Origin of the sequence: Bradyrhizobium sp. 191, assembly GCF_023100985.1 — a bacterium.
Lineage (GTDB): Bacteria > Pseudomonadota > Alphaproteobacteria > Rhizobiales > Xanthobacteraceae > Bradyrhizobium > Bradyrhizobium diversitatis.
The window spans coordinates 2,874,282-2,893,706 of sequence record NZ_CP064692.1 but is presented as its reverse complement, the minus strand read 5'-3'; the positions used below and the strand labels follow the sequence as shown (position 1 = coordinate 2,893,706).

At 58.5% G+C, this 19,425-nt stretch carries 14 protein-coding genes and 1 pseudogene; 9 read left to right on the top strand and 6 right to left on the bottom strand.

Annotation, left to right across the window (positions count from 1 at the left end; all coding sequences use genetic code 11):
* Positions 1-107 precede the first annotated feature (107 nt).
* Positions 108-1,198, top strand: a pseudogene (locus tag IVB23_RS13260) (IS3 family transposase); the annotation flags it as partial.
* Between the two features lie 1,631 nt (positions 1,199-2,829).
* Here IVB23_RS13260 and IVB23_RS13255 read toward each other — a convergent pair.
* The 6 genes from IVB23_RS13255 to IVB23_RS13230 all read right to left on the bottom strand — a co-directional run bounded on the left by IVB23_RS13255 (position 2,830) and on the right by IVB23_RS13230 (position 11,674).
* Positions 2,830-3,858 carry an LLM class flavin-dependent oxidoreductase gene (locus tag IVB23_RS13255; RefSeq protein ID WP_247803847.1) on the bottom strand — a complete coding sequence of 343 codons (1,029 nt, stop codon included), beginning with the start codon at positions 3,856-3,858 and terminating at the stop codon, positions 2,830-2,832.
* 215 nt (positions 3,859-4,073) lie between these two features.
* Positions 4,074-5,150, bottom strand: coding sequence for a histidinol-phosphate transaminase (gene hisC / locus IVB23_RS13250; RefSeq protein WP_247804841.1), 1,077 nt, complete (start codon positions 5,148-5,150; stop codon positions 4,074-4,076).
* A gap of 639 nt (positions 5,151-5,789) precedes the next feature.
* Positions 5,790-6,167, bottom strand: coding sequence for a hypothetical protein (locus IVB23_RS13245; RefSeq protein WP_247803846.1), 378 nt, complete (start codon positions 6,165-6,167; stop codon positions 5,790-5,792).
* 352 nt (positions 6,168-6,519) lie between these two features.
* Positions 6,520-7,239: a MerR family transcriptional regulator gene (locus IVB23_RS13240; protein WP_247803845.1), complete on the bottom strand. Its 720-nt coding sequence runs from the start codon at positions 7,237-7,239 to the stop codon at positions 6,520-6,522.
* Positions 7,240-8,039: 800 nt separating this feature from the next.
* Positions 8,040-9,104 carry an IS630 family transposase gene (locus IVB23_RS13235; RefSeq protein ID WP_247803844.1) on the bottom strand — a complete coding sequence of 355 codons (1,065 nt, stop codon included), beginning with the start codon at positions 9,102-9,104 and terminating at the stop codon, positions 8,040-8,042.
* Between the two features lie 1,625 nt (positions 9,105-10,729).
* Entirely contained in the window at positions 10,730-11,674 is a 945-nt protein-coding gene (locus IVB23_RS13230) for a LysR family transcriptional regulator (RefSeq protein WP_247803843.1), read from the bottom strand.
* Positions 11,675-11,945: 271 nt separating this feature from the next.
* Between IVB23_RS13230 and IVB23_RS39440 the strand changes: the two genes are divergently transcribed.
* From IVB23_RS39440 to IVB23_RS13190, 8 genes are read left to right on the top strand one after another with little or no spacing between them, the layout of a single operon-like run.
* The gene (locus IVB23_RS39440; RefSeq protein ID WP_346659138.1) at positions 11,946-12,527 is read left to right on the top strand and encodes a response regulator; all 582 of its coding nucleotides are present in this window, start codon (positions 11,946-11,948) and stop codon (positions 12,525-12,527) included.
* Entirely contained in the window at positions 12,524-13,156 is a 633-nt protein-coding gene (locus tag IVB23_RS13220) for a NodA family N-acyltransferase (RefSeq protein ID WP_247803842.1), read from the top strand. Before IVB23_RS39440 ends, IVB23_RS13220 begins: the two co-directional genes overlap by 4 nt.
* Positions 13,153-13,812 carry a chitooligosaccharide deacetylase NodB gene (gene nodB / locus IVB23_RS13215; protein ID WP_247803841.1) on the top strand — a complete coding sequence of 220 codons (660 nt, stop codon included), beginning with the start codon at positions 13,153-13,155 and terminating at the stop codon, positions 13,810-13,812. The genes IVB23_RS13220 and nodB overlap by 4 nt, the downstream gene beginning before the upstream one ends.
* A 14-nt stretch (positions 13,813-13,826) precedes the next feature.
* Positions 13,827-15,185 (top strand): chitooligosaccharide synthase NodC, encoded by a 1,359-nt coding sequence (gene nodC, locus IVB23_RS13210; protein ID WP_247803840.1) that lies wholly within the window; start codon positions 13,827-13,829, stop codon positions 15,183-15,185.
* 22 nt (positions 15,186-15,207) lie between these two features.
* Positions 15,208-15,837, top strand: a complete 630-nt coding sequence (nodS, locus tag IVB23_RS13205) for a nodulation methyltransferase NodS (protein WP_247803839.1) — start codon at positions 15,208-15,210, stop codon at positions 15,835-15,837.
* Positions 15,838-15,849: 12 nt separating this feature from the next.
* The gene (gene nodU / locus IVB23_RS13200; protein ID WP_247803838.1) at positions 15,850-17,562 is read left to right on the top strand and encodes a nodulation protein NodU; all 1,713 of its coding nucleotides are present in this window, start codon (positions 15,850-15,852) and stop codon (positions 17,560-17,562) included.
* A gap of 4 nt (positions 17,563-17,566) precedes the next feature.
* A complete protein-coding gene (gene nodI, locus IVB23_RS13195; protein ID WP_247803837.1) occupies positions 17,567-18,481 on the top strand; it encodes a nodulation factor ABC transporter ATP-binding protein NodI in 915 nt (304 codons plus the stop codon).
* A gap of 3 nt (positions 18,482-18,484) precedes the next feature.
* Complete coding sequence (locus IVB23_RS13190) at positions 18,485-19,273, top strand: ABC transporter permease (RefSeq protein ID WP_247803836.1); 789 nt, start codon at positions 18,485-18,487, stop codon at positions 19,271-19,273.
* Positions 19,274-19,425 lie beyond the last annotated feature (152 nt).

Genomic DNA, 19,425 nt, shown 5'->3' with positions numbered 1-19,425 from the left:
TCTTTTGCGGAAAGAAGCTTTGCATCTAACTGAAGTGGACCCCGGAAATAGGACCAAACGTTAAGGTGTGAAGCGTCCTGCTCTGTTTGAACCGACGGAGCACGGATATGACGAAATCACGCAAGAAGTTCGATGCCGCATTCAAGGCCAAGATTGCCCTGGAGGCCCTGCGCGAGGTCGCGACGGTGCCTGAACTGGCGAAGCGGCACGGCGTTCACCCGAACCAGATCTACGGCTGGAAGAAGCAAGTCCTCGACAATTTGGCGAGCCTGTTTGTGCGTGGCGCGACGGCTTTGGGAGATGGCGAGGAGGAGCATGAGCGTGAGACGGCGAAGCTATATACCAAGATTGGCCAGTTGACGGTTGAAAGGGATTTCTTGGCCAAGAGGCCCGGGCGATGACCGTCCCCGAGCGCAGGGCGATGGTCGAGCGCCCTGGCGAGAATTTGTCGGTTCGGCGGCAATGTGAGCTGCTGAATCTGGCGCGTTCGGGCGTCTATCGCTCCGAGCCGGTGACCAGCTCCGACGATCTGGCCATGATGCGACGGATCGACGAATTGCATCTGAAGTGGCCGTTCTACGGCTCGCGACGAATGGTGTTCGAACTCAACCAGGCAGGCTACGGCATCAACCGCAAGCGCATGCAAAGGCTGATGCGCGTGATGGGAATCGAGGCGCTGGTCCCGCGTCCCGGCACCAGCAAGGCAGCGCCCGGCCACAAGATCTATCCATATCTTTTGCGCGGCGTCAGCATCACCGAGCCCAATCACGTCTGGGCCAGCGACATCACCTACATTCCGATGGCGCAGGGATTCCTGTATCTGGTGGCGATCATCGACTGGGCTACCCGGGCGGTACTGGCGTGGCGTCTGTCGAACACGATGGATACGGGCTTTTGCATCGCCGCGCTCGACGAAGCGCTGGCGCGGCACGGCCGGCCTAAAATATTCAACACGGATCAGGGCGCGCAGTTCACCAGCTCAGCCTTCACCGGCAGGCTTGAGGCTGTAGGCATTGCGATTTCGATGGACGGACGCGGTCGTTTCATGGACAATATTTTCATCGAACGGCTGTGGCGCTCGATCAAGTACGAGGAAGTGCATCTGAAGGCCTATGCCGACGGACGCGAAGCGCGAGATGGCATCGGATCATGGATGAGCTTTTACAATCATCACCGCCCGCACCAGGCAATGAATAACCAGTTTCCGATGGCGGCATGGCGTGCCGGCATCGACAGGATCGAGGCGGCGAGGACTGTGGATATGCCGCTTCGCTTGGACAACGCAAACGCGTTGCCCACATACCCACAGCAGACGCAACAGCAGCAGAAGAAAGCTGCTTGATTTGAACGACAAGGCAGGCCGGATCACACCTTAACTTTGGCGATCCATGGTCCCCGCTCCGGGGTCCACTTCATAACATTACATGAAGCGTCTCTCGAACTTCAGGTGAGATCGCGCTATCGCCATCGATCAATTCTCGAAGTTTCCAAAACATACGCTCGACTGCTACCATCGACCCGAGGACTGACATCAGTCTTGGTGACATCATTGGCCATCTCCTTCTCCAGCCAGAATCTGGCGACCATCCCAGCGAAATCAGACCTGTCCCCGTTTGACACCGGCGCGCGAGGCGGCCCTGAACAGGCGAATGACTGGGATACATGTCCGCTGCTACGCCTCAGCGGGCGTGAGACGGACGTTCAAGATATGCTCAGGGGAACTCGCAAAGTGTGCGATTTGCGAGCAAGGCATTTATCTTTCCTGTGCTCCAGGCCGTAACCCGGTAGCGTCCGGTGGCTCACGTGCAAAACTGACATGGTGTGCGCCGCTTTCCATTTGCCACAATACATGCAGCGGCATCGGAGTTGGACTTCTGCCACGCGTCCGTGCTCTTCCGCTTTCTCACTCGGATCGCTCTTAGGCCGAATTGAGTGAGTGATCCCGGTCACGCAAAGGTGGTCATCCGATATCCCGGTGCTCGGGGCGCCCACCCGTTTTGTGATTGCGTGGGTGCATCGACATCGAGTCTCCCGATCTGGCGATGGTGTGTTGGTCGTGCGCCACGTCGACCTCGATCGATCTCTTGATTCTCCATTGGCCGTCCGGTCGAGCTCAGAAAAGCTAGCAACTTAAACGCGCAGATCATTTCCATGTGCTGGACTCCGTATCTCGAATTGGTTCATTTCGTCTGTCTTACTGTCCTCGCCACTGCACGGCTATGCTGTGCAAACCGTGCATTTCACCCACCAGCGGCCACCGCGCTTCTCCGCGCGCAACTTGCCGCGGCGGATCCGAGAGAGCACGCCTTCGGGGCTTATTTGGTTCATCGCTGCGAATCGCTGAACAGTGAGGTAGTCCTCATGCAGAGGTGGAGGGGTGCTAATTCCGTGCGCAGCCAGCAGAATGCGCAGCGAAGCCAACTCCGCCAGCACGATCTCGAGCTTACGCGCGATCTTCTCCGTCTGGTCGGAGCGCTGCCGGGACCGCGTCACGACAGGCCCGCCCGTGCGATAAGCCACATCTTGGATTCGTGTGGAATGCGATCGACGAACTGGCGCGCCAAAGCGGGATGAGCGTGAGCCAACTCACCTGTCCAAGCAAACCACTGCTCGCGCAATGTCAACGCTCGCAAAATGGCAGACAGGGCATTTATTGCCGTTGAGACTACTGTTTGGTGATGTAGTCGAAAAGATCTCATGCGCGTAAGAGCCATTTGAACCATAAGAGCGGCCTGACAAATGCATCCGGCTGCGGTGCTCATGGGCCTCGGTGTTGCCATTTATTGCCTGGTCAAGGACGAACTTATTGGAATCGCTGTTGGCTCACCGTCAGTGGTCTGCCGCTATGAGCTCGGAGTGAATCGCAGTTGCTGTGTTGAGGCAGGCATCCAGTGACAGAGATCCAAAGGCGAGCTGACAAAGGAGATAGTTGGCGCCTGCCTCTTCCACGTGATCGAGAAGAGTTTGGCGCACCGAAGCGCGCGTTCCGACAACGCACAGTTCACTCTCAATTGCGGCATCCAAGGTTAGGGGCAGGTTGGATGGAGGCGGGATGTCATTGAGCTCGTACAGGAACTTAAAGCTCTTGAGCCATGTTTCGTAGGCTGGCGCGGCGAGGGAGCGGGCGGCTGCTTCAGAGCTGGCAATTACGACCATGCGGAGTAATGCGAGAAATGGTCCTGAACCGTTGGCGTCATGCTTGGCGCTTCGATGAGCGCGATAGCGATCTGTTACCTTGCGAACGGCAGAAGAGGGCCCCATGCACGCCAGATTAGCGCCATTCGCCGCCGCCCAATGCGCGGACTCTGGCCGATTTGTAGCAATCCATGTCGGGGGACAAGGACGCTGGTGAGGCGAAAGCGTCAAAGGAACGTCGCTCAGCGCAAAATGTTGCCCTTCGTACGAGAGCGGGCCGCCATTCATCGCGTTAACGAAGATTTGGGAAGCTTCCTCGTAACGGCTTGAGGCAACATCGGCTCCAACCCCAAAATAGCTCAGTTCGATCGGTAGGGAGCCGCGACCAAGACCGACCTCGACCCTGCCGCTGCTCAGGTGATCCAACATGCAGATCTCCTCGAATGCCCGCAACGGGTGGTAGAGGTTGAGCAGCATGACCAATGGACCAACGCGAAGTCGCCGTGTGCGTTGTATGACGCTTGACAGAAACAAGTTCGGCGATGGACCGCGTCCATGCGGGGTGCAATGATGTTCCGCCAGATGATAGGCATAGAAACCGAGCCGGTCGTAGGCCTCCGCCAGCGCGAGGCGGTCCGCGTATTGCCGGGCGATATCGGGGCCGTCCTCGTCAAGATGATCAAAGATGCCGCAGGTCAGGTTTGAGGGAAGAACGTTTCTCACTCAGTTATCTCCTATACAGAGGACCGGAGTCCGCCGGGTTTTTGGGTGCAAGCGGCGCTCGCTGGCACTGCGGTGCATATGCTGCGAAGCCGTTCTCAACAGCTCGTAATGCGCCGACCGGACAAAAACTGAATCGGGCTGCGTCGCGAAGCTGCATCATGTGTGAGTCCGGATCGATTACGAACGGGGATCTGTGACCTGAGTGGAAGGGGTCACTAGCCACGGCATCCCACTTTCTTAAGAATGCTGCCGACAGCCGCAAGGAACGCATCCATCTGGCGCTTTGTACCGATGCTAACCCGAATGCACTCTTGCAGGCCGGCATCCGGAAAGAAGGCAACGAGGACGCTCTGGTCTTGCAACGCCGCCTGCCACCATCTGCCACCCTGGCCTACCGGCACACGGGCGAGGAGGAAGTTCGCGTGGGAAGGCGTTACGGAGAACCCAAATTCTGAGAGGGCGGCCGCTACGCGCTGACGCTCAAGCCTGACGTGGCGATGGTTCTCCTCGTAGGCGTCGCGATGCGCAAGGACGCTCATGCCCACGGCATGAGCGACCACATTCATGTTGAAAACATTCTGGATGTTGCGAAGCCGCCCAATCAGCTCGGGATGGCCGAAACCGAAGCCTACGCGAATGCCAGCGGCGGAATAACTCTTGGAAAACGTGCGCAGGACCAGAAGATTCGAATGGCGCTCAACGAGGCGTAGGCCGTCCTCAGGTGCGAAATCGACATAAGCTTCGTCCAATACAATCAATCGGTCAGATCGTATAATAAGGCGCTCGATCTCAGCGAGCGGAACAAAGGTTCCGGTCGGATTGTTCGGATTGGCCAGCAGAATGAACTTGGCATGTTTAGCCGAACCGAAAAGCAGCTCGTCCATCGGCAAGCAGTCGGGTTCAGACCAGGGAATTTCGATGAACCGGGCCCCTTGCAACATGGCAAGCTTGCGATTGAATGAGAAGCCGGGCGACATCATTGCGATGCCGTCGCCCGGGGCAAGAAAGGCTCTGTAAATGAGACTGAGGAGTTCAGACGATCCATTGCCAGCCATCACGCGATCAGTGGCAATCCCATAGGCCGCTGCGGCCGCTTGTCTCAAGCTGATATTGTCGTCTTCTGGATAGCGGTATTGCACCTCAAGAGCTGCAATTGCGCTTCGCATCACGATGGCTGGCAAAGGAAATGGGTTCTCATTCGTGTTCAGTTTCACGCAAGTATTGTCCGGGGTGGGCCGCCCGGACGGCAGTGCATCCAATTCGCGAGCCACCGGCGAGAGCGAGGAAAGCATAGTTTGCAGTTTTGCATCCAATTTGGTGTTCTCCCTTTTGTCGGCGAGAGCAGTTGACGGCCTTCATCGAGCCTACGTGATGCGCGCGCTGTGTTCGGAGCCGGGAGCGCAAGGCGTGCATGAATGTTAAGGGGTGGGGTGCCATAGGCGGGCTCAGATCTAAGCGCCGCACCGGATCAGAGCCCGTCTCAAAGTCCGGCAGGGATCAGCACGGATCAGGCGGCGCACGGCGTTATCCCAGCGAATACCTGTTTCACGAGGGGAGGGAACGCCACGTCCACTCGGCCGAACAGCGCTGCCAACGCTTGGCTTGAACTCGCGTAATCCGCAGACAGACTGCGCACGACTGACATCTTGCCACAAGCTACGTTCCTTCTAAAGAGGTCCTGGCAGCTCACTCCCGAGAGCGAGGTGCGCATCGGTCTCACGAGCTGGAGGAAGCCACCGATGTTCGTCGGCCTTACGAATGTGGAAGTGATGCTCACTCTAGTGGTACCAGGCGAATGGGAACGTACTCTTCGGGCGGCCGTTCGGGCGTGCACGACAGCTGTGATAGCGTTGCCGCGAGGGCGAGAAATGCTGCGACTGCGGCGACTGCGACGCACGTGAGCAGCGCGTAATCGCCATGTCGAGGATGGTTCATCTTTCAACGCTCCGTGCGGTGTTGGTGCGGGCGGTCAGGTCTGCGCGACCACTTCGACGGTATTGTCGCGCCAGCGGTAAACGATGAACCCAGGAGCGGCATTGTCTCCCTTGGAGTCGAATCGAACCGTTGCAATGGCCGTTTCGATTGAGCCCGAGGAGGGCCGCAGCGACCCGCGTGGCAGCGAAGGTGCCCGCCTGTTTGACCGAGCCTTCCCATGCCTGAACTGCGGCATAGGCGTAGAGCGTGCAACCTGCGGCAGATAGGCTCGAACCCTTGAGCTTGGCGACAGCGGCTGCCCCTGCAGCATTCGTCGTCGAGTCCGGCATAAAGGTAAAGAGCGTGCCGTTTGCGCAGTCGCCGGCAATGGCCAAAGACGATCATCCACCGACTTGTTCTCGCCCAGCGCTCTCACCGGAAATTTCCGAAAGTGATGCCGATCATTGGAGTCTCCGTCGGCCTAGCCGGCGCTCTGTCCGTTGCCCCGCCGCTGTGTCGATGCTTTTAGAAGGTACAATTTGACGCTACGTACGAATCAAGTACTTCGAAGCGTGCTCGTCGAGGTTGATTGCCAAGATCCACAGAGCGAAGGACCCCAAGAGTGCCGACAACGCAGATTCTGAGGCGAATTGCTACGGGCCAACGATCCTCAGTCAGACAAGGATCAGCATCAGCTCATTGGGTTTAGAGACATTCCAGTAACCGAGTCGCGGGCAACCGGGTGCGTCAACTCTTTCCCAGCTGGTCCTCCAGCGCGGCGAGGGCGCAATCCAGATACCGCATGAGGCTCGCATCCCAGCCGGCGAGATTGTGTGGTTCGGTCAATCGCGTCAGCACCTTAAGTATCATCGAGACAGTCGAGTCAACTCCTGCGATCTCAGTCAGCAGCGAACGGGCCTGACGCGCGACCGCATTTGCCCGCTCACTGCATGGAGGCTCGCCCCGATCCATGCAGCTTCGTAGCTCGTCCCGAATCTTCCGCCACCGATCTTCGCGGCTAGCGTTAGAGGCGCACGTGCAGATGGCCGAGGGGGTACGCTCCTCAATCCGCGACATTGCATCTAACGTGGCCGGCAGCTCGTCGACACTGACTTCTGTCTCACCTTGCGTCGTCATATTGCGCAATCGATCCCGTAATAATGTCGCCCGCGCGACTTGAACTTCAATTCGCTCCAGATGGTTGCGCAATAGGTCCGTGAGAGATGTCCGCCCCTCGATGGCTTTGCGGATCTCAGGAAGCGAGAAGCCGAGCTCACGTAGCGCGCGAATCTGAGAGACGCGTTGTAGACTTTCACGATCGTACATGCGGTGACCGCCATCGGTACGTTCCGAGACCGTCAACAACCCGGTATGTTCATAGTGATGCAGAGTGCGCACCGTTACGCCGGTCGCCTCTGCAAGTTCTCCAATGCGCCATCGGCGCCGTCGTGGTGTGGCGTTTGTCATGGTCCTCAATTTGCAAGCCTACAACCTGACGTCACGTGAGAATCAAGTTATTTCAATGATCTAGATGATGGTCTCTTGCTGCGAACCCCCGGGAGGACTGAGCGCATGCTGTTGATCAAGTGGCCGAGACAAGTGCAAGCATCAAGTTCGCCAGCGACGCCAATTCGTCCCTCGCTGCGCGTTGCATCACAAGTCTGGCGATCGCCACGCGATTCTCGCTGGTTCGCATGCATGTCGGTAAAGACGCGATTGCTCGATCAAAAAGGTTTCCCAAGCTCGCGAGATCCTCCGGATCGTAGACTCCGCTCGGCTTATCCAAGAGTAAGCTCCTTTGATTGTCGCACCCGCGCCGCACGTGACGAAGCCGTTTGGCTGTGGTGGGGCAAAAAGGAGACGGAGCGGCGACGTGCGCGAAAGAATGTGACAGGTACGTTCGTGTGGTGCCGTTGTGCAACACGGCGTTTGCTTCTCTTTTGTCCAACACTGCCCTAACCGAAACTGTGCAATTTCCGCTGTATGCTGCTGCAGCAGTGGCCATCTGCTGTCTGATCGCCACGCGAAGCGAAAGCAGGTACATGCAGTCCCGCTTGATCTTGAGACACAGCTTCACGAACGGCGGCCCAGACACAGTACTGATCTGATCAGATGGGCCTCTTTCGGTCGCAATCCTTGCTGCGATGTCTATCGTCGAGCCGGGCGTTGATTGGTCAATCATCGCAGATTAGTCCTGCCACCACATCGTGGCGTGGCCGCCCGCTCGGCGCCTAACAGCGTTTTGTACACGCAGCTAGTACCCGGAATCAGAGCTGAGTGATACGGCGGCCTTTGAAGGGGCGTTGACGAACCTTTTTCTTGGTCCAGACGAAGGGCTCGGCTTTGTCATTGTACGCGTTGACGTAGGCATCGATGTGTTCCTGAAGCTGCTTGAGACTTGTGAAGGAGGAGCCGCTAAGTGACTGCCCCTGCAAGATCGAGAACCAGACCTCGACCTGATTGAGCCAGGACGCGCTTGTCGGCGTGAAATGAAATTGCACGTTGGGGTGGGCCTTGAGCCAGTGCTCGTTTTTCTTGTGGGTGTTGAGGTTGTCGAGGATGACGTGAAGCCTTCGGCCCGGAAAGGCCGCGATAACGCCGTTCATGAAGTCGAGGAACTCGACGCGGCGACGGCGTTTTGAATGAGCCGCGATGATCTTTCCGGTGGCGACTTCGAGCGCCGCAAACAATGTCGTAGTGCCATGCCGCTTATAATCGTGGCTCTGGCCGGTCAAGGCGCGGCCATTGGGCAACTTCAGATAACCCTGCGCTCGCTCTAAAGCCTGGATCGAGGGCTTCTCGTCCACGCATAGCACAATGGCCTTCGCGGGCGGGGCGACGTAGAGGCCAACAACATCGGCGGCTTTGGCCGTAAAGTTCGGATCGTTGCTCTCGCACCAGGACTTGCGAGCCGCGAGGTCAATCTTGTGGCTGCGCAGGAACCGCCAGACATATTGGACGTCAACATTGCCCAGCGCCTCGGCCAGCAGAGGCCCGGTCCAGCGCGCAAACCCTTGCGGCGGCGGCTTATCCAGCAGCTTCAGAATCCGCTTGTCGGTGGCCTTCGTATAAATCGGCTGCTTGCCGGGCCGCGGCTTGTCGTGCAGTCCTTCAAGGCCATGATCGGCATAGCGGTGTCGCCAAAGGCTGACAATCCGCGGCTGGACTCCGACTTCTTTGGCGATCGAGCGGGTGCTGCGCCCGTCCGCCGCCAACAGAACTATCCGCGCCCGCTTCAAATCGCGCTGCAACGTCACCGGCGAGCGACAACACGCCTCAAGCACCGTGCGATCTTTCCGCGAAAGGCGGACTTCTCTTGCTTCGGGGATCATCCATATCTTGAATCACGACTCACGTTCCAAGAAAAGTGGGTACTAGTCCTGTCGAGATGGCTTTGTGGGCGCGAAGGCGTTGTTCGCGCATGGCAACATCGGGTTTTGGAATGCCACAAGATGATGGCTGCTCTTCAACGGCGCAAGTCTGCGACGCAAAGCGTCGGTAGAATGAGAGAAGGCGGGCCGCAAAACCATCCCGGCATGTATCTCAACGCAAGCGCACCTCGCGCGGCTGGCGAAACGTTACTCGCGATTGAGGACCGCGCCTCGAAGGATCGCTCCAGTATCCGTTGGACGTGGAGGCGCTCAAAACGGGTCGACGGGCCTCCGGCGCCGCGCGGCCACGCCCGGGAAAACAACGACGTGCCATAGCTCCTACAGCAATAACTCGCATATCCAAACGTGAGCCGGATCAGTGTTGCGCACCACAGTCCAGCTGTCGCGGGCTTGCTCGTCCGGAAACACCCTCACTCGCTTTCATCCTCGAACAGTATCGCTTTGGTGTGCGAGCGCTGGACATAGATGCTTTGGGTAAGATAGGCAAATCATGTTACCGCACCGAAGTAGCTCTTCGGGGGCAGCGGTGAGGGGCCGTAACTCGGGTCTGGCGGCGGCGGCATCCCGCGCGCCACCCGCCACGGCGCTTTCGAAAATAACACGACTGTCGCGAGATCCGAAAGGATGACCCTGCACCCACGATCCGATGGCTGGATTGACCATGTCGCCCGAAATGGTCGAAAGCTGGAGGCGGAGCACGGCTTGGCGAAGGGAGCGGCGAGCCCTTTCGTGCGCGGACATTGGCATAGTTGCCGTCCTCTCATCATAAACACTCATCACCTAAGCGCGCGCAGCGGGACGATGCCGCAAGCTCATGGCGGGTGGATCCAGGTTGATCCTGCGGTCAGCGAGTTTGCGGTTGCGCTCCGTCATGCGGGACCGAGTACAATAAGAGTAAGACAAGCGCCGTTGAGATGACGTGTCCCAACCTCCATGCCAGCCTTGCGCACACCTCTCACTTGCAGGTTCCGCTCTCCCGAGTTACGCCAGCTGGCGTTGCGCTTTCCGGGCGCGACTGTGGACAGCGTTGGCGTTCGGCAGAACAAGTTGGTTCGACGCGAACGAGCCGGCATCGACCTGTGGGTCGGCCCGCCAAGAGACTCTAGCTACTGGCTTCGGCATTACTGCAATTGCCGGGACAGTAGACGGCAAGGAGAATGCCCACCGGCAGGCGAAGAGCGGTGCGGGTGCGCTACCAGTGTCCACGTTGCAGCCTCGATCGCAGGTCTTAGTCTACAACCTGACGCGGTGTACGATTCAAGGGATTTTAGTGCCGAGGCCGGATATCGTTCACCTGACTGGCCGGAACATGCTCCGAGCTCAGCTCATGTAGAACAGTGCGATGCAGCCCGTCGGATCAGCGGAAAGTCATTGCGGAGCGCCGCCGAACGAGCTGTATGACGCGCAAGATCGTCACGCCAGCGCGAGATCAATAGCGCCGCCGACGCGATCAAACTACGCTCAAGCGCGCCAATGTCGACAGGCCGAACACCAGCGAGGACCGGAGCTTCGAGCCTGGCGTAGATCTGGTTAAAGAAGAGTAGGTCGCAAACGGCCGAACAATCCTAGAACGGGCCGTGACATTGGTTGGTCTCGGACGGAGAGACCATCATGGATGCCTGTTGCAAGAACATGTTGCGCATCCAAATGCTTGCAGGATCAGTATTATGAATGGCCGGCCATTGGACGGCCTCGGTGAATGTGAGAAGTCGCAGCGGAGGTTCGATGACCCGCAGGGGCATCGTGTTTGCGAAATGGCTGACCAGTCTTGAGGGCATGCTCGCTATACGGTTGGTGCCCAATAACATAGGCGGAATCATACCAAAACCCTGCACAGCGACCTCGGTGCGTATCTTGAAACCATGCTCGAGCAAGAGCCATTCGTGGAAGGAGGGCTTCAGGGAGCGCCCGAACTGGGCTTCCACGTGCCCGATCGACGTGTACATCTCGAACGTAAGTCGCTGCGCCAGCTGCTTGTTCATGGGGCAGCCCACGCAAACGAAAGTGTCCTCGAACAGTGCCGCCTTGGGATGCGCACTCGACATGAACATCTCCGGATACATAAGAAAATCGACTTCACCGCGCCGGAGAAGTTCATCGGGTTCCTCTACGGGCGGCAGCAACTCGAAATTGATTGTCGGAGCTTCCCGAGCGACGCGGTCCACGATTCGTCGAAGAAACACGACAGTCATGAAGTCGGACAGGATGATCCTGAATCGCCGATTCGATTGAGATGGAGTGAACCCGTCCGGAGAAATGATGGAGAGCTGAATGTGAGCGAGAGCCTCGCGAATCGGGACTGCGAGCGCTTGAGCCCGCGGCGTTGGGACAAGCTTCCGGCCCCTCATCGTGAATAGCTCATCGCTAAAGTAAGTGCGAAGCCGCGCGACGGCAGCACTCATGGCAGGTTGACTGAGGTTGATGCTTCTTGCCGCCGCAGTGAGATTGCCTTGCGTCGCCAGGGCGTCAAACGCAACGAGGAGATTCAGATCGAGGCCCTTGAAACGCATAATCTTGAGTGATCCACGGTATGAATGTGTTCTATCGATACAATCGATTTTACCATTTGTACCGAATGAGGCAAAGAATAGTTTAGCGAGATGTCAGATCTATCAGAGTGGTTACAAATCGTAGCGCGTCTCAGCCCAGCGCCAGGGATCGATCAAGACATCTGGACCGTGCGGTCGCAGTTTCGCGCGTGTTGCGCAAGTCATATCTCGGCGAGCTAGCAAGTGGGGATCCGCAAATGTGCGTGGGCATATAGGACGAGCAAACCTTCGTATGGCTTCGCCAACCCATTCTATACCGGCCGTCTACCGCCGTAGAATTGAGCGAACGCTCAACCTAGCAGTAGATTTCCCTCCAGTTGGACCCCTTCGGTTGCGGGTGCCAAATATGTTTTGGCGCATCCGATTGCGTCCTTGCTGCGGAGAAATCGTGCGGAACATGCAAGCGAAGGCGTCCTTGGCGAGTCTGATGCGAGTTGTGCACACGCTCGACGTCGTATCCATTGTGAATGCAGATCGGTCAGTGCTTGGAGCTCTGACAGATATGGTATTTTCCGCGGGTTACGTACCCGAACCCTTCGAGAGCGCAGACGAGTTCTTGAAATCGGGCCGCCGTTTGATCACGTCGTGCTTGATCGCGGACATGCAGTCGAGCGTGATGAGTGGCTTTGAGCTTTTCCATCATCTGGCTGCGTCCGGAGGCGCGATTCCCACCGTTCTGCTCACAGACAACTCCGAAGGCGATAAGAGTCGAGTCCTGCAAGCTGGACTCCAGTTCTTGAGCAAGCCTTTCGAGCGTAGCGAACTGCTGGCCTGCGTCAGGAGCCAGATAATGAATAGGAATTACTCTCTATGAAAATGATCGCGCCCGGATCCACACGAGGTGTTTCGGCGCGCCCTCCAGTTCGTTGGAGGCTGTGCTGGGAGAATGAGCTTCAACTTGCTGACCATATTGAATTGTCAGACTTCTTCCGGAAGACCTACGGTCCGACCGGGGCATTCAATGCACAGCCCTTTGAAGGTCATCGAAGCTGGGCCGGCGCAAGGCCTGAGATTCGGGCAATCGGCTACGACGATCGTGGCGTCGCGATTCACATCGGCGCACTGCGCCGCTTCATAAAAGTTGGTGAGGTCGATCTGCTTGTGGCTGAACTCGGATTGTACGGGGTACGCCCGGATCTCGAGGGGCTCGGAATCAGCCACTCCATCCGCGTGATGTATCCCGTATTGGGAGATCTTGGGGTGCCGTTCGGCTTTGGCACGGTCCGATCCGCCCTGCAGAAACATATTACCAGGCTGCTCGGGCGACAGGGGTTAGCGACAGTTCTGCCAGGGCTCCGTGTCCGGTCCGCTCGTCCGGATATCTATCTCACTGTGCCTCCGACGCGCGTGGAGGACGTGGTCGTCCTCGTCCTGCCGATTGCGAGGCCAATGAGCGAATGGCCGGACGGTGAGATGATTGAACGGAACGGGCCAGAACTGTGACGTCCGCAAACGACCAGACTGAAGCGCGGAGCGACTACGCTGACGCCGGCGGAGAGCACTGCGTCTATCTTACATTTGATGATGGTCCCAACCCGCATTGCACGCCGGCTATCCTGGATGTGCTGGCGCAGCATCGGGCCCCCGCCACCTTCTGCGTGATCGGTGCATATGCAGCGGGTCAGCCGGAGCTGATCCAGCGCATCATTGCAGAAGGGCACGAAATCGCAAACCACACAATGACGCACCCGGATTTATCCAAATGCATGCCGGATGAGATGGAATACGAGATCCTCACAACGAACAAGGTCATCGGAATGGCCTGCCCGCGAGCCTCTGTGCGGCACATGCGTGCGCCGTATGGGACTTGGACCAAGGAGGCCCTCGCCGCGTCGGCGAAGGCCGAACTGGCAGCCCTGCACTGGTCAGTCGACCCGCAAGACTGGTCTCGTCCTGGCGGCGAGGCGATTGTTGCCGCGGTGCTGGCCTCGGTCCGGCCGGGGGCAATCGTGCTCCTGCACGACGGGTGCCCTCCCGACGAGTTGGAACGCTGCCCTCACTCTGGTCGGCGCGACCAGACCGTGACGGCGCTCGCCCAGCTCATTCCAGCACTGCATGACCGTGGATTTGCAATCCGGTCGCTTCCTCAAACTCACTGAATAGATCAATTCCCATGAGCCTGCTTGCCACCGTCAGCACCGTTGCTGTTGCCTCCTACGCGTTGCTCTCCAGCGTCCATAAGAGCGCGCAGGCGCTTTATGCGCTGCGAACCGACGCCTCACTGCCGCCGTACGACCCGGTCGACACCGGTGCTCTGCCCAGCGTGGATGTCATCGTGCCCTGCTTCAACGAGGACCCGCGCACGCTGGCGGCCTGCCTGAAGTCTCTCGCAAGCCAGGACTACCCAGGGCGATTGCAGGTCTATGTGGTCGATGACGGCTCTGCAAATGTCGGTGCAGTGGCCCCGGTCCATGGGAGCTACGCATATGACCCGAGGTTCAACGTCATTCTGCTGCCAAGCAACGTTGGAAAGCGCAAGGCGCAGATCGCAGCGATACGCCGGTCGTTCGGCGATCTCGTGCTCAATGTCGATTCCGACACGGAAATCGCCAGCGACGTGGTCAGCAAGCTCGTACGCAAGATGCAGGATCCAGCCGTCGGCGCGGCCATGGGGCAATTGACGGCCAGCAACCGGAACGACAGCTGGCTGACCCGATTGATCGATATGGAGTACTGGTTGGCTTGCAACGAGGAGCGCGCGGCGCAGACGCGCTTTGGTGCCGTCATGTGCTGCTGCGGGCCGTGTGCCATGTACCGCCGCTCCGCGCTGCTGTTGCTGCTGGACCAGTACGAGACGCAGTTCTTCCGGGGAAAGCCGAGCGACTTCGGTGAGGACCGTCATCTGACGATCCTCATGCTCAAGGCAGGGTTTCGAACCGAATACGTTCCGGACGCTATCGCCGCCACGGTGGTCCCGGACAGGCTCTTGCCGTATCTGCGGCAACAGCTCCGCTGGGCGCGCAGCACTTACCGCGACACGCTGCTGGGTTTGCACCTGTTGCCCGACCTCGACCGGTACCTTACGCTCGACGTGCTCGGACAGAACCTCGGGCCGCTGCTGCTCGCCATCTCATCGATTGCCGCGCTCGCTCAGCTCGCGCTCACCGGCACCATGCCCTGGTGGACCGGTCTGACCATCGTCGCGATGACCATGATTCGATGCAGCGTAGCGGCCCTTCGTGCCGGCGAGCTTCGATTTATCGGCTTCTCGCTGCACACCCCGATCAACATCTTCCTCCTGCTCCCGATGAAGGCCTATGCGCTCTGTACCTTGAGCAACAGCGACTGGCTCTCGCGCAAAGTAGCAAAATCATCAGACGTCGATGAATCGAAGGCCTCGATCGAAGACGCGACAACTGGACCAAGCCTTAACCCGGCATCGGAAACGCCTGGCTCAATTCGCGGGGCAGGTCTTTCGCGCGCTCCCTCGCAGCTGATCGCGTCTGATGGCATTGCGGCCGCGACTGACTGACAGCTTTGTAGGGGATTTAGTGGTGAGCGTGGACAAGACATATCAATCGTTGCAACGGGAGCTGACTAACGATGACCCGTGGCGGCTTGACGACAATCCGTTCGAACGTGAGCGTCACACTCAATTACTACGGCTATCGCTGTCGAACGGCGCCGTCTCAACCTGCCTCGAGATCGGGTGCGCGGCCGGTGCATTCACAGAGAAGCTTGCTCCTCACTGCAAGCGGCTCACGGTCATCGATGTTATGCCGCGAGCAATTGGTCGAGCGGTCCAGCGGACCAAGAGGTGGTCGCATATCAGCTGGGCGGCGACCGATATTCTGCAGTTCTCGACCGAAGAGCTGTTCGATCTGATCGTGGTGGCCGAAGTTCTCTACTATCTCGAAGACATGACACGGATGCGTACCGCAATCGACAAAATGGTGAAGATGCTTGCTCCAGGTGGGCATCTGGTCTTCGGATCTGCACGTGATGCCACCTGCAGGCGATGGGGGCATGTCGCTGGCGCCGAGACAGTCATCACGATTTTGACTGAAGCGCTCATTGAGGTCGAACGCGTGCAGTGCCAGGGGCAGTCGGCTGACGAAGACTGCTTGTTGGTCCGCTTTCGCAATCCGGAGCGATCTTCGATCCGTCCTAACGGCCGAGCTTGATAAGGAGCTACTATGCGTATCTGCGGTATCAAGTTGACGCATGACGGGGCAGTCGCTCTGATCGAGGACGGCCGGGTGGTGTTTTGTGTCGAACAGGAGAAGCTGAATAACAATCCGCGTTATCAAACCATCGACAACCTGGATGCCGTTGTTAACGCCTTGGCGGAGCACGGGCTGGATCCGAGCGATGTTGATCAGTTCGTCATTGATGGCTGGGATGGAGAGTTCGAGTCGCAGTTTGAAGTCCTTAGTGGGACGACGACCATCAAGCTCAAGGGCGCGCCGTATGTCGAACGGCAAGGCGATAGCCCCCTGACGTCCCGCGATCGGATCGGCCTCATGCTTGATGGGAAGCTATATCCCTATCAAAGCTATCCCCATGTCACCGGGCACGTAGCATCCGCATACTGCGCCAGCTCGTTTGCCAAATCCGCACAATCTGCTTTCTGCTTGGTGTGGGACGGCTGCATGTTTCCACGCCTCTACTATGTCGAGCCCCACGGCATCCGGTTCATCGAGTGCCTGTTTCCGATGATAGGTCACGCCTATGCGACGGCAGGACATCACTTTGGACCTTACAGGCGGGCAGACCGGACCAGCTGGGATCTCGGTATTGCCGGCAAGCTGATGGCCTATATCGCGCTGGGATCGCCCGACGAGGACTGTATTAAGACGTTTCATGAACTTTATGAGGCGCACTTTGCCACGGATGCTGAGGGCGCTTGTCCTGAGCTTGAAGAGATCAACAGCTCACAATCGCCACTTGAAGCTCTGCACGACTTCTTCGATGCGTGCGCAATGCGACTGAAGGAAAAACAAGCCGAAGACGTCCTTGCGTCATTTCACGTCTTTCTAGAGCGTCTGCTGGTTCGCACCATTGCTGATGTGGTGGAGCGGCATTCGGATCTTGCGGGGGCGCGTAACCTCTGCATAGCCGGCGGCTGTGGCCTGAATATTAAGTGGAATAGTGCATTTCGTGCGACTGGCCTGTTCGATGTCGTGTGGGTGCCGCCCTTTCCAAACGACAGCGGCTCAGCCATTGGTGCTGCTTGCTCTGCACTGGCGGCACAGCAAGGCTTTAGAGCTCTGGAATGGTCGGTCTACAGTGGACCGGCCGTTCGTCCCGGCGAAGTCCCGCCCGAATGGGAGGGCGCGCCCTGCACTATGGGCGAACTTGCGGCAATCCTCGCTTGCGACAAGCCCGTGGTCTTCCTTGCCGGGCGTGCCGAGCTCGGACCACGAGCCTTGGGTGGCAGAAGCATTCTCGCGGCTGCGAGCTGGGAAGGAATGAAAGATCATCTCAACGACATCAAACTTCGTGAGCATTTCAGGCCGGTAGCGCCGATATGCCTGGAGGATCGTGCGGCGGAGGTTTTTAGTCCTGGAATACCCGATCCGTACATGCTGTTCGATCACCAGACGCGACCGGAATGGCGGGACAAAATTCCCGCCGTCGTGCATCTCGATGGATCTGCTCGTCTACAGACCGTTTCCCGAACCTCTCAGCATAAAGTGGCCGAGCTTCTCGTCGAGTACGAGAAGCTCACAGCCATTCCGCTGCTTTGCAATACCAGCGCCAATCTGCATGGACGCGGCTTTTTCCCGGATGCTGCCGCCGCGTGCCAGTGGGGACGCGTCGATCACGTATGGTGTGACGGCCTGCTTTGGACAAAAAAGCGCGCGAGCGAGGAAGCGGCGCGAACAACGTCCGTCGCGATGGCGTAAGCAAATGTCAACCGCGGCAGTCGACCTTTTCCAGGTGAGCAAGTTCTACGACGACAGGGTCGTCGTGGACGCTCTTTCGTTTACGGTCTCGCCGGGAGAGTGCTTCGGTCTGCTGGGACCAAACGGAGCGGGTAAAAGCACGCTTGCGCGTTTGATCCTGGGTGTTGCATCGCCCGACGCAGGTAAGATATGCGTGCTCGGCGAGTCAGTGCCGGCACGGGCGCGCTTGGCGCGCCGGGGGATCGGGGTTGTCCCACAGTTCGATAACCTTGATCTTCAGCTCACGGTGCGCGAAAACTTGCTCGTTTTCGGGCGCTACTTCGCCATGAGCGCGGCTGAGGTGGAAGCGGTCACGCCGTCACTGCTCGAATTCGCGCGCCTGGAGAACAAAGCGGATGCCCGCGTCGCCGAACTGTCCGGCGGCATGAAGCGACGCCTGACGTTGGCACGGGCCCTCATTAACGACCCGCAGCTCTTGGTGCTTGATGAGCCGACGACCGGCCTCGATCCGCACGGCCGTCACCTGATCTGGGAACGCTTGCGCTCGTTATTAGGGCGCGGCAAAACGATCCTTCTCACCACCCACTTCATGGAAGAGGCGGAGCGATTGTGCGACCGCCTGTGCGTGCTTGAGCACGGCCGTAAGATCGCCGAAGGTCAGCCTCACGCGCTGATCGAGCAGCAGATCGGCTGCCAAGTGATCGAGATTTACGGCGGTAATCCGCATGAACTGCTGCCGCTGGTCAGACCCCAAGTGCAGCGCGCTGAGGTGAGCGGGGAGACGCTGTTCTGCTATGTCACGGATCCAGAGCAGGTGCGCCTCCGGCTTGCCAACCGCACGGATCTGCGCTTTCTGCAGCGTCCTCCAAATCTGGAGGATGTCTTCTTGCGGCTAACCGGGCGAGAGATAAAGGACTGAACGATGTGGCAACGTTTTGCGCCGGCGCTCCCTGCTAATCCATGGAACTGGATCGCGGTATGGCGTCGCAATTTTCTGGTCTGGCGGAAAGTCGCGCTGGCATCGATTCTTGGGAATCTGGCCGAGCCGATGAGCTCTCTGTTCGGTCTCGGTTTTGGCCTTGGAATGATCATAGGTGGTGTTGAGGGGACCTCATACATCTCGTTTCTGGCGGCTGGCATGGTCGCCACAAGCGCGATGGTCTCCGCAACCTTCGAAACGATCTATGCGGCTTACGCTCGCATGCAGACAAATTGCACGTGGGAGGCAGTGCTCTGTACGCCCCTTACGCTCGGCGACATTGTTCTCGGTGAAGTGGCATGGGCAGCGAGCAAGGCCTTGCTCGCTGGGACCGCGATCACGATTGTCGCCGTCGCGCTGGGTTACGCAGAGTGGTCATCCATCCCCTATGCGTTACCAGCCATCGCCCTCACTGGCGTTACTTTCGCGAGCCTCGCAATGGTCGTTTCAGCAGTTGCACCGAGCCACGACTATTTCATCTTCTACCAGTCGCTCATTCTCACGCCCATGATGTATTTGAGCGGGACGATCTTCCCAATGAGCCAGTTGCCCGGTTCATTTCAACGCATCGCGGCCTTATTGCCGCTGACTCATTCGGTCGATCTCATTCGTCCAGCAATGCTCGGTCGGCCGGTCGACAGCGTCGGATTGCATGTGGGCGCACTTTGCATCTACGCAGCATTTCCCTTCCTCGTCTCGGCCGTGCTGCTTCGGCAGCGCCTGATGCGGTGAGAGGAACAAGACCTAAAGCGAAGCATCGCGTGTGCGAGATGAGATATCGGGCCTAACGAACTTCCGATCGCGTGCGACGCTTATGTGAGCCTCGTCACGCTAGCGATGCCTGATCGGCCCCGCGGCGACGTGCGGCCTACTCCCAAAGCAAG